The following is a 12,704-nucleotide window of genomic DNA, read 5'->3' on the forward strand; positions in this document are numbered from 1 at the left end:
ATCTTATATAATATAAGATTTTGAACAAATATTTTATTTCCCGAAAATGAAACAAGAAGAGGTTTTATTTTAAAAATACTAACATTTCAGAATAGTGTTAAAAAAAGAAGAAAGTATATTTTCACCAAACTAAAAATGTTGTATAATTCATTTTAATATTAGTTTTAAATATTAGAATTATAATTAGGTGGATTTATGGAAAATATAAGAATTAGTGATTTAAACTTATCAAAGAGCGCCCGTAACATTCTATTTAAACAAAATATAAAACATGTAAAAGCACTTATTACTCTAACTAACGATGATATTAATAATTTAGAAACCTTTAGCGAAAATATGCGAGAAGAAATATTTAATTATAGAAACAAATTAATTAATATTAATAATTCTAATTATAGTAATCTTGAAGAATTATTTGGGAGCAATTTTTTAGCGCTTTTAAGAGCAGAGAACATAAAAAATATAAAAGAGCTAAATAAAATAGATGTTAATGAAGTGATTTATAAAAAAGCAGATAATCAATTCATAATGTACTCGCCTTTGTCTAATCGTTCAAAAAATCAATTAATTAAACATGGCTATGTTTATAATTACCAGATTGAAGATTTAACAGATGATCGCTTGGAAAAAATTAGAAATTTAGGAACAAAATCAATCAAAGAAATTCAAGAATTTAGAAATCACCTTATTTCTAAAATTGAAGAAGAACATTCAATTATTCAAACGTTGTCAATTGAAGAAGTACGGTTGCTTAAAATTGAGGAAGTACTTAAAGATAGAGAAATTTTAAAAATATTAAAAATGAATAATATCCATTTAATAGGAACTTTAATTGAATTGAATTATGAAGATATTCATAAGTTAAGAGATATAAATAATAAAACTAGCTTAATTATTAAAAAAATAATTAACCAATTAAGAGAAGAATTAAAATTATCTAAGAAGGATTTATATACTTTAGTTATTCAAAATCCAGAGTTATCTATTGAAGACATCATTAAAATTAATACACCTAAATCAAAGTTTAATATAGCTATAAGATATCTGAGCGGAAGCAAATATCTAAATGAAATTTCAACCAATCATCAAGGATTTAGTAATAAGGAGAAAGCTATAATTACTAGGTATAATTTAAATAATCTAAATAATTTGTTATCAAGCTCTTATTCAAGGCTATTATCTTATTCTTATGTTGGCAAGAAAAATTTAATCTCTATTCTTAAGAAATTGCTTCAACAAGTTGTGGTTTATAATAAGCATGAAATTTTTATGGGGGATACTTCTAGACTTTATTTTAAATTTTCAAGACAAAAATTTTTATTAAATTTGAAAGAAGTTTTGCTAAATGACTTAATTGAAAAATTTAATGTAATTAAGGAGAAAGAATTATTAGATGAGAAGATGTCATTAACTCAAGAATTAGATTTATTAGTAAATAATAATATTGTTACGGAAAAATTAATGAATTTAGATGTATCAAAACTAGCAGAAGATATAGCTTATATATTTATAAAGCAAAGTGAATTTTTATACGATATAGATGAATTAACTAATAAACTAAGTAATGAATTTAAACGGATTGATTGGGACATTACTATAAAACAACTACTAGAACAAGATTTAATAGGTAAGAATAAATTCGGAAAAATATTTTCAAAAAAGCCTTCGATTTTGCTTTATGCAGCTGAAAACTTCGATGCTACTAAATTTGAAATGATAAGACTTAGATTAAAAGGAAAGACTTTAGAAGAAATTGGAAAAACTTTAGGTGTAACTAGGGAACGTGTTAGACAAATAGTAAAAAAGATTTTAGATAGTACTGATGAGGTGTTTAGAGAAGATGATAATTCATATTGGTTCAAAACATATAATTTAGACGCAAAACAATATGCGTTATTTTTTAGAGATGATTTTTATAATTATTTATCCATCCGTTACAAAAAAGGGAACCATTCATGGGAAGATATCATTTATGATGATAAAGCCTCTGTTGAATTAAAAAAGAGCGTTAGAAATGAGTTGCTTAAAGGTAAAATCGAATTAGGTAATAAAGTAATAAATAGAAATCGAACAGGGATTATCGATTATATATTAGAAGAATTCTGTCAAGATGCAGTGCATATTTCCGATGTTTTACAACTTTATAATTTATTTATTGAAGAACAAGGTCTAAATAATCAAGAATTCAATATAGATATTAGATACTTAGAAAATAGATTAAGTGATACTTCAAGTTCTGTAAGTCAAGGTAAGAAGATATATAGATATTATAACTATAATCAATATGACTGGGATAGTTTTTATAAAAATATAAATTTTGAAGAATGGAAAGATTTAGAAATTTCTTCATTGATAATTTTTAAACAATATCCAATACTCATGAAAAGTTATGATATTAGACATGCTAATGAATTACACAATATTATTAAGCGAACTTTGAGCGTAGTAGAAGATTTACGCATAGACTTGTCACGTATGCCAAATATTAAAGTTGGAAATGTAAATAGAGAACAACAGGTAAAAGACTTGATGTTCGAGTATGCACCAATTCATATTAATAATTTTGTAGATTTATACTATGAAAATTATGGAATAAAAAAACAAACAATTAAAGCTAATTATTTACAATTCATAGATAACTATATATCTGGTGAAATTATTAATGTAAGTTATGATTCATTAAGTAAGAAAGATATTGATTATGTTCAGAGAATTATTAAAGATCAAGATTTCATATTTATTGAAGACATCAAAGCTGAGTTAAAATATGAAATTAAAGAAATACAACTTATATTAAAATATTTAGGCTATAAAATATTTAGTTCTTACATATTAAAAAATCATTATGAAACTAGTGTAAGTTATTTTAATAAGAATTTTTACGATCAAAAAAATATACTAGATTTTACTAATATAGATAAAAGACTATGGAGATTAAGCACATTTACCTCTTGGTTATTTTATAAATTTAAGAAAATGAAAATATTTGAGTTTTTTCCAAAAAAATTTATAACCATCAAAAAACTTGATGAGATTGGTTTAACTTATAAAGTTTTGAATGATTTTAGAGAGGAAGCAATTATAAAACTAAGTGACCATAGAGTGTGGTCTATTAACACACTAATTGATTTAATTGACAGTGAGGATATAGATCAATATGGTTTTGAACCATTATTTTATCGTTCAATTTTACGAGGCGTAGACAATATATATAGTAATAAGATGGGAGGTAATTATCTTTTGAAATTAGATGAAGACTTTAGCTTAACAAGTTTAATTGAAGAAGAAATAATTGGAGAAAAAGTAATTGACATCTTTGATTTAACTCAAATAATTAATGATAAATATGATGTTCAATTTAATTATTCTAAATTGATTGAATCAATCAAACATACAAACATGTATTATGATGAAATAATGGAAAAAGTTTATTTGGATTTAGATTACTATTATGAGGAGTTTGAAGCTTGATGAATGAAATAAATGAAGATAATTTAATTAAAACAGGATTAACAAACAAATTAACAGTTGATGGCATTACTAAAGCATATGATGTTTATAAAATTAAACTAAATGAATTATATTATAATGATCAAAACGACAGAATAGCGACATGGATTAGTAAATACAAAGCGGAAAATGAATTAGAAAATTTTGATTTAAATGATATTGAGTATTATAACGATATAATTCACGAATTTATCAAGAAAAGCGATGAAAAAGCTTTTAAAAAAACTAAAAATAATATAAAAGCATTAGAACAAACTGAACCTGCCATCATATTAAAAGATGGTCGAATTATTGATGGAAATAGAAGGTTTACATGTTTACGCGAATTATCGAAAGAGAATCCTAAGTTCAATTATATAGAAGCTATGATAATTGGCAAGGACATTCATGAAAGTAAAAAGGAAATAAAATTATTAGAATTATATTTACAGCATGGGCGGGAAGAGAGAGTTGGATATAATCCGATAGATAAGTTAGTGGGCGTTTATAATGATATTGTGAAACATCAACTAATTACTAAAGAAGAATATGCCAAAAATACTGAACAAAGTTTAACAGAAGTTAATAAAATGGTTAATCGAGCAGAATTAATGGTTGAGTTTTTAGAATTTATTGAGATGCCAGAACACTATTACTTGGCACGTGAGTGGGATTTAGACGGTCCTTTGGGCGAAATAACTGCAGTACTTAATAAAATAAAAACTGAAGAAGACCGTATAGATATGAAAAATATTATTTTTACTAGTTTGTTAAATAAACCTGACACTGATATGACAAGATATGTTCGTAAAATGAAAGATTTAGTTAATACACCTCAGTTCAAACCATTTGTCGAAGAAAACCGTGAATTGAGTGAAGAAGTTCTTGAAAAGTTTGAGGATGAGGAAGATGTAACGCTTGATTTTATTAATAAAGAGATACGTGGGAATGATGACTTAAAAGAAAGTTTTAAATCAATTTATACTAAATATCAAGAAAAAATTAAAAAAAGAGTGACACTTGATGCACCTAAAAAACAGATTGAAAAAGCTATAGATGTATTACAAAATATTGATTTTAATATTGTTCTTAGATTAGATGATGAATCGGATTACCCTCAATTTTTAAATTCTTTGGAAGAATTAGAACAAGAAGTAAATAGAATAAAAAAAGAGGTTTATGGTAATGATACAAGTTCTTATCAATAAAGATAATCAATTGATTATTCGTTCAACATCTGATGTTTTAAATCAATTTAAGAAAAAAACAGGATTTAAACTTTATTTAAGAAGCTATGTTGAAATAAATTCAGAAGAATTGATTATTTTTAGGGCGGATATCTACTATAAAAACCTAAAAGAAATAATTAAGAGAATTAAAAAAATTGGAAGTAAAATCAATGAAAAAGTGTTAGTTGATTCAAATGTTACTAATTATTTAGCTAATATTGATTCATACATTAACTATAAGTATACAGTAGGTAATGATATTAAAAATGATGATATAAGATTTGATGACCGATATGAAGAATTTCAAAGTGTAGTAAATAATCAGTTAGAAAGAAAGTTAAGAAGCAAGCAAATGAAAGATGCGTTTTATTTGTCTATGATGCAAAAAGCTGGCAATTTTTCTGTACCAGGATCAGGTAAAACATCTACAGTATATGGTATGTATGCATATTTAAATGTGAAGAAAAATGTAAACAGAATCGTAATGATAGGGCCATTAAACTCATTCGGGTCATGGATAAGTGAGTATCAATCTTGTTTTGGAAAAAAAAGAAAATTAAACTACCTAAATATTAAGGATCTTAATACATCTAATGAAAAGAAAATGGTACTTAAATATGAGAGTGGCAACAAAGAATTGATTCTTCTTAATTATGAAATTTTAACTAGATTAGAAGATGAAATTAAAAATTTAATTAATAATGAAACTTTAGTAGTGTTTGATGAGGTACATCGCATTAAGAATCCCAAAGGGGAAAACGCGGGAGCAGCATTAAGAATAACTGAAAATGCCAAATACATGGTTACTTTAACTGGAACACCTATACCAAATGGATATAAAGATATTTATAATTTATTAAATTTGATGTATCCAGCTGATTATAATCACTTTTTCAATTTTGAAATATCCTTATTAGCAAACCCAACAAATTCAGAAGTAAAAGTAATTAATGATAAAATTCAACCATTTTTTACTAGAACCACTAAAAATGAATTAGGAGTTCCTCCTACTAATAACGATAAAATTATAAAAGTATCATCAAGTTCAGAAGAGTTGCAACTTTTTAATATATTATTTTCTAGATATAAGACTAATCAGTTAGCCTTGTTTGCTAAGATTATGCAATTGGAAAGTTCGCCTTCAATGTTATTAGAGAAATTAGATTTAAAAGAGTTTGAAGAACTATTAGATTTGAGTGGAAACCATGAAGATTTAGTTGAATATATAGATTACTCTCAAGATATCGAAAATTTAGTAAATCAAATAGAAATCACTTCAAAGATGCAAGCGCTTTTATCTCTTATAAAAGATATTGTCAGTCAATCTAAAACAGCAATCACATGGTGTATTTTTGTAAAAACAATGTATGATTTAAAACATTATTTAAATTCTATGGGTATTAGAGCTGAAGTTATTTCAGGATCTGTTCATCAAGAAGAACGTAACGAGATAATTAGTAGATTTAAAAATAAAGAAATCGATATTTTGATTACAAATCCCCACACTCTGGCAGAATCGGTTTCTTTACATCAGACTTGTCACGATGCTATTTACTTTGAATATAGTTACAATTTAGTTCATTTATTGCAATCGAAAGATAGAATTCATAGATTAGGATTAAAAGATGATGATTATACACAATATTATTATTTCCAACAAAATTACTCGTTAGAAAATGGCAATTATTCGTTAGGTGAAAGAATTTATAATAGACTATCTGAAAAAGAGCAATTGATGTTGGATGCTATTGATAAGCATGAATTAGAAATATTACCTACGGAGGATGAAGATCTAGTATTCTTCTTTAAAAACGTTATAGATTAATCGATTAATATATGGTGTAAACAACTAAGAAATTAATGAATAAATTCAAGTTTAATTACTATAGATATAAGTACTAAAAAATAAAATTATATTACTATCTATACATAGTAGTGCTTTATAAGATATGTGTTTATCAAAAAGTTATCCTGTATTCAATTTTAATCACTACATTCCTATGTTATTGAAATTATACTCAACTTTACAACAGACCTTTATTTTTTTAATTATTTATTAAAATTTTATTTAATTATAGTAATTTTTAAAAATAACAAAATTTCTTTTGTTATACTCATTTCATCAAACGAAATGAGGTGTATGAATGAGGTATTTGAACTGGCCACGCAAATGTTTAATCACTACATTCCTAATTGTAAGCAGTTTATTATTAGCATTTTCCACAATTACACATGCTAATGAAAGTAAGTCTGAAGACAGTCTTAAAATTACAACACATAACGTTTATTTCTTGCCTACAGCATTGTATCCCAATTGGGGACAATCGCAGCGCGCTGATTTAATTTCAAAAGCTGATTATATACAAGGTCAAGACGTCGTTATTTTTAATGAATTATTCGATAAAAAAGCATCCAATCGTCTTTTAACAAATTTACAATCTCAATATCCTTATCAAACGCCTATTGTTGGTAAAGGTACAGACGGTTGGCAACAGACTTCAGGTACTTATAGAGAAGTAAAACCAGTGAGCGGTGGCGTTGGTATTGTAAGTAAATGGCCAATCGTCGAACAAGAACAACATATTTACAAAAAGGGGTGCGGCGCTGATAAAGCTGGCAATAAAGGTTTCGCATACATTAAAATTAATAAAAATGGTAAATACCAACATATAATTGGAACACACCTTCAAGCTGAAGATCCAATTTGTATTAAAGGAAAAGACCAAAAAATCAGACAGAGTCAAATGGATGAAATTAAACAATTTATCAAAGATAAACATATTCCTAAAAATGAACCCGTATATATCGGCGGTGATTTAAATGTCATTAAAGGTTCAGAGGAATATCAACAAATGCCTGAGAACTTGAACGTTTCATTACCTACACAATTTGATGGCAACGCCTATAGTTGGGATACACAAAGCAATGGCATTGCGAAATATAACTATCCTAAATTAGAACCACAGCATTTAGACTATATTTTACTAGATCGCGACCATGCTCAACCAAGCTCATGGCATAATAATGTACACAAAGTGAAGTCACCAGAATGGTCTGTGAAATCTTGGGGCAAGACATATAAATATAATGACTATTCAGACCATTATCCACTTTCTGCATATGCATCAAATTAGTATTGCTATGTATTTGAATATTAATACTTAAAATAGGAGCTATATGGAAATCACAATTCAAAATTGATTTCTCATATAGCTTTTTTTTAAATTACCAATTCATCAGTATGGGCCCTCTTTGAGTAACTTTACAAAGGAATTATAAACCAAACATGCTAATATGTATGAAGTAAATAATAAATGTAATTGTATGATGTGAGGACGCTCAAATTTAGACTGAGCTACTTATATATATAAGGGGGAATTTTATATGGCAAAAGAGGTATGTGCTTATCTAGCTGTTTCAGTAGATGGTTTTATAGCAGATAAAGATGAATCAGTTCAGTTTCTAGAGGAGGTTAAAGGCGAAGGAGATAATGGCTATTCTGACTTTTATAATAGCGTAGATATTGTTGTAATGGGAGGCCGTACCTTTAGATGGTTAATTGATAATGGTGTAGAAGAGAATCCATATCAAGGTAAGAAGGTAGTAGTAATCTCATCAAAAGTCACAGATATTGATTGGGATATTGAATTCTATAGTGGTGACTTAGACGAACTTTTTAATAGATTTAATGATAATGAAAAAATATGGATTGTTGGTGGAGGTAAGTTGATTTCAACTTTAATTAATTTGAAGATCATAACATCGTTAAAGTTGACCATAGCACCAACAATACTTACCCAAGGTGTTGAGTTATTCAATTCAATAGATGAGAAAGTAAAACTCCACTTACGTGAGGTTACACAATATAATCAGTTTGTCGAATTAGATTATGAAATCATTTAATCAAATAAGGTGGTAGATTATTATACCTGCTCAATTATAATAGTTATGATTTACAAAAGGGGAAGTGTGACGGTTGTCTGAAGTAAGACAAACAGTAATGTTAAATTATCTTTTTGATATCAATTGGTTACTTTTACTTCGATTAAACAACTTAGTAAAATTCTTCCTTCACATATCTACTAAACATGTTAAAAGCCTATAATTACGGATGAGTACGTTACATTTAAACGCGTTATTCATTTCCGTGATTACAAGCTTTTCATTTTACATATTCATTAATTTTTCTTCTTGTTTAATACGCACAAATAGGAAATATGCATAAGGTATTAGTAATACCGTTGTATAAGTTGCGTGAGTTAATAATAACACCCCAATTAACTCTGGAATGATATTTAAGAAGTAATTTGGGTGCTTCGTCACTTTATATAATCCTGATTTAATAATAGGATGATTTGGTAAAATGAATAATTTCAAAGTCCAAATACCACCTAAAGTTTTGATTACTATAAATAACATGATATAAGCAAAAACTAATATCATTAAACCGATGCTATTCACTAAACTAAAAGTATCTTTGTTTATAAGTGCTTCTACACCTGCACAAACGTAGATTAAAACATGAGTGATTGCTAGAAATTTTGAATTTTTAACGCCATACTCGATAGCGCCATTTGTTATTAATTGTTGTGAATGATTAATAGATATCTTTAAACTAATTAATCTGATGCAGAAAAAGATAAGTAAAATAGTTAAAATCATGGTGTCCTCCGTCTTTTTATTATATGTATAAACCTCAAATTGATAACATACAGTATTTTATAAAGGAAACGCATGAAATACTATTAACTATTTATTAATTTTAGAACAATGACATTATTTATTTTTTAGTTTAATCATTAGGAGTCAATCATTCCAAAAGCGAACATTATCAAAATATCCCCTGATAATCACATGGTTAACAGGGGGGATTAGTATATTTTAAACTTCTGTATTATTTCTTTTAGCTTCAAATTCATCAAGCAGTTCACGTGCTTCGTCTATCGTTTCTGTACTCATCAACTTATGGCGCAATTGACTCGCGCCTTTAATGCCACGAATGTAGATTTTAAAGAATCTGCGTAAAGCTTTAAATTGTTGTGTCTCCTCATTTGAATACTTTTCATACAATGATAAATGTAATCTAAACAAGTCTAATAGTTCTTCACTTGTATGTTCACGTGGCTCTTTCTCAAATGCAAAGGGATTATGGAAGATGCCGCGACCGATCATTACACCATCAACACCATATTTATTAGCAAGTTCAAGACCTTTCTGTCTATCTGGAATATCACCATTAATCGTTAATAAAGTATGTGGTGCAATCTCGTCACGCATTGTTTTAATAGCTTCAATCAATTCCCAATGTGCATCTACCTTACTCATTTCTCTACGTGTACGGAGGTGGATGGATAAGTTTGCGATGTCTTGTTCAAAGACGTGTTTGAGCCAATCTTTCCACTCATCTATTTCATAATAACCAAGGCGTGTTTTAACACTTACGGGTAGTCCACCTTCTTTAGTGGCTTGAATAATTTCAGCCGCTCTTTCAGGACGTAAAATTAGGCCAGATCCTTTACCTTTTTTAGCAACATTTGCAACAGGGCAGCCCATATTTAAATCAATCCCTTTGAAGCCCATCTCCTTTAAACCAATACTCATTTTACGGAATTGCTCAGGCTTATCTCCCCATATATGAGCGACCATAGGTTGTTCATCTTCACTAAACGTTAGACGACCACGAACACTGTGTATACCTTCGGGATGACAATAACTCTCAGTATTTGTAAATTCAGTGAAAAACACATCCGGTCTAGCAGCTTCACTCACAACATGACGAAAGACAATATCCGTCACGTCTTCCATTGGCGCCAAAATAAAAAATGGACGTGGTAATTCACTCCAAAAATTTTCTTTCATAATATATTTAAACCTTCTTAATTATTAGTATCTCGCACATTTATGCATGATGATATTACCATAAAATGTGAACATACACAAAATGAATTTTAATAGCTATCATTTTTGGAAAGGGAGTCTACGAGTAGTCTAAAAAAGAATGAAAGGATAATGATTTTTTTCTAAAATAGTTACAAACGTTATGGCGCTTAACTTTCTAGATTTAGTTGTATGATTTCTGACCATAAATTTTCAGAAGTACATTTATTATCTTCCATAGTTTAATAACTGCTATACTAGATTAATAATACAGACAAAGGAGGTATTATATGTTTCTTGCATGGAATGAAATTAAACGCAATAAGCTAAAGTTTGGCCTGATTATCGGTATTTTAGTTCTTATAAGTTATTTACTCTTCTTACTTTCAGGTTTAGCTAATGGTTTAATTAACATGAATACAGAAGGAATTAAAAAGTGGAAAGCGGATGCTATCGTTTTAAATAAAGATGCGAATCAAACCGTGCAACAATCCATTTTCGAAACATCTAAATCGAACGATAAATTTAAAGAGACCTCCTCATTAAAACAAATGGGCGTTATCGCCTCTAATGGTGATAGTGAAGAGAATGCACTACTCTTTGGGATTAAAGCAGATTCATTTTTAATGCCGAAAATAGTTAAAGGTAAAAAATTTGCTAAAGACAATGAAGTCGTTATTGATCAGACACTCAAAGATAAAGGGTTTAAAGTAGGAGATAAGATTAAATTATCTCAATCCGATGAAAAATTACGCATCGTAGGTGTCTCAGAAAGTGCAAAATATAATGCTTCACCTGTTATTTTCACTAATAATAAAACGATGCAAAAAATCAATCCAACATTAACTACAGATAAAACCAATGCAATAGTTGTGCGAGATAAACACTGGAAAGATAAAAAAGTAGACAAAGATCTTGAAGTGGTAGGTATTAATAAATTTATTGAAGATTTACCTGGATATAAACCACAAAATCTAACAATGAACTTTATGATTACATTCTTATTTATCATTTCAGCAACAGTGATTGGCGTATTCTTGTATGTTATAACATTGCAGAAGAAAAACTTATTCGGTGTTTTGAAAGCACAGGGCTTTACTAATGGCTACTTAATGAAGATGGTTTTATCACAAACATTTATCCTAGCATTGATTGGTACATTGATAGGTCTTGTACTTACTATCCTCACAGGATTTGTCCTACCAGAAGCGGTACCGGTTGAATTTAATATTGTGACGCTCATAGTGTTTGGGGTTGTTTTAATATTAACGTCCTTGATTGGCAGCTTATTCTCGGTATTATCTATTAGAAAAATTGACCCACTCAAAGCAATCGAATAAGGAGGTGCTACAATGTTGAAGTTTGATCAAGTATCGAAAGAATTTAAAGATGGTAACCAAATGATTGAAGCTGTTAAATCCACATCTTTGACCTTTGATAAAGGCGAATTAATAGCTATTGTAGGGCCTTCTGGTTCCGGGAAAAGTACATTCCTAACAATGGCTGGCGCACTACAAACGCCTACACACGGGGAAATATACATTAATGATAATAAAATTTCACAATTGAGTCAGAAACAACTTGCTAAGATGAGAATGAAAGAAATTGGTTTTATTTTACAATCTACAAATCTAGTGCCATTTCTAACTATCAGACAGCAATTTCGTTTATTGAAAAATTATAAAAAAGAAGTTTTAAGCACTGGCGAATTTGAAAAATTATTAAATGATTTAGGTTTGAAAGAAATTGAAAATAAATTACCATCTGAAGTCTCAGGGGGACAAAAGCAGCGTGTGGCAATCGCTAAAGCAATCTATACCCAACCGTCTATTATTTTAGCGGATGAACCAACAGCTTCGTTGGATACAGAAAATGCGATGGCAGTAATGAGAATTCTTAAAGAACAATCTAAACAACGTCATAAAACATGTATCATTGTGACGCACGATGAACGTTTAACAAAATTCTGTGATAAAATGTATCATATGGAAGATGGCTATTTAAAAGAAAAGTAGTAGAATAGCGAAATATAAAAATTATAATGATAACGAGTAAAAATTATCGGTTTATTACACACCTCATCATTTAGAACAAACTCTAGATGATGAG

The 12,704-nt window shown here is 28.5% G+C and carries 9 protein-coding genes; 7 read left to right on the forward strand and 2 right to left on the reverse strand.

What is annotated here, in order from left to right; translation table 11 throughout:
- The first annotated feature begins 195 nt into the window (after positions 1-195).
- The 5 genes from HMPREF2642_RS02325 (at position 196) to HMPREF2642_RS02345 (ending at position 8,621) form a co-directional block, all read left to right on the forward strand.
- A complete protein-coding gene (locus HMPREF2642_RS02325; protein WP_070597631.1) occupies positions 196-3,471 on the forward strand; it encodes a DNA-directed RNA polymerase subunit alpha C-terminal domain-containing protein in 3,276 nt (1,091 codons plus the stop codon).
- Complete coding sequence (locus HMPREF2642_RS02330) at positions 3,471-4,697, forward strand: ParB N-terminal domain-containing protein (protein WP_049427138.1); 1,227 nt, start codon at positions 3,471-3,473, stop codon at positions 4,695-4,697. The genes HMPREF2642_RS02325 and HMPREF2642_RS02330 overlap by 1 nt, the downstream gene beginning before the upstream one ends.
- Positions 4,675-6,543 carry a DEAD/DEAH box helicase gene (locus HMPREF2642_RS02335; RefSeq protein ID WP_070597632.1) on the forward strand — a complete coding sequence of 623 codons (1,869 nt, stop codon included), beginning with the start codon at positions 4,675-4,677 and terminating at the stop codon, positions 6,541-6,543. The genes HMPREF2642_RS02330 and HMPREF2642_RS02335 overlap by 23 nt, the downstream gene beginning before the upstream one ends.
- Positions 6,544-6,871: 328 nt before the next feature.
- Positions 6,872-7,852 (forward strand): sphingomyelin phosphodiesterase, encoded by a 981-nt coding sequence (sph, locus tag HMPREF2642_RS02340; protein ID WP_030062706.1) that lies wholly within the window; start codon positions 6,872-6,874, stop codon positions 7,850-7,852.
- Between the two features lie 250 nt (positions 7,853-8,102).
- Positions 8,103-8,621 carry a dihydrofolate reductase family protein gene (locus HMPREF2642_RS02345; protein ID WP_030062707.1) on the forward strand — a complete coding sequence of 173 codons (519 nt, stop codon included), beginning with the start codon at positions 8,103-8,105 and terminating at the stop codon, positions 8,619-8,621.
- 264 nt (positions 8,622-8,885) lie between these two features.
- On the opposite strand, the gene HMPREF2642_RS02350 is transcribed toward HMPREF2642_RS02345, so the two are convergent.
- Together HMPREF2642_RS02350 and HMPREF2642_RS02355 are read right to left on the reverse strand one after the other, a co-directional pair.
- Positions 8,886-9,380, reverse strand: coding sequence for an isoprenylcysteine carboxyl methyltransferase family protein (locus tag HMPREF2642_RS02350; RefSeq protein WP_030062708.1), 495 nt, complete (start codon positions 9,378-9,380; stop codon positions 8,886-8,888).
- A gap of 219 nt (positions 9,381-9,599) precedes the next feature.
- The gene (locus HMPREF2642_RS02355; RefSeq protein WP_002434900.1) at positions 9,600-10,577 is read right to left on the reverse strand and encodes a tRNA dihydrouridine synthase; all 978 of its coding nucleotides are present in this window, start codon (positions 10,575-10,577) and stop codon (positions 9,600-9,602) included.
- Positions 10,578-10,885: 308 nt separating this feature from the next.
- Here HMPREF2642_RS02355 and HMPREF2642_RS02360 point away from each other — a divergent pair, with 308 nt between their 5' ends.
- Positions 10,886-11,935 carry an ABC transporter permease gene (locus HMPREF2642_RS02360; RefSeq protein ID WP_030062709.1) on the forward strand — a complete coding sequence of 350 codons (1,050 nt, stop codon included), beginning with the start codon at positions 10,886-10,888 and terminating at the stop codon, positions 11,933-11,935.
- Between the two features lie 12 nt (positions 11,936-11,947).
- Positions 11,948-12,610 (forward strand): ABC transporter ATP-binding protein, encoded by a 663-nt coding sequence (locus tag HMPREF2642_RS02365; RefSeq protein WP_049427145.1) that lies wholly within the window; start codon positions 11,948-11,950, stop codon positions 12,608-12,610.
- Positions 12,611-12,704: the final 94 nt, after the last annotated feature.

Source organism: Staphylococcus sp. HMSC055A09, assembly GCF_001809655.1.
GTDB lineage: Bacteria > Bacillota > Bacilli > Staphylococcales > Staphylococcaceae > Staphylococcus > Staphylococcus capitis.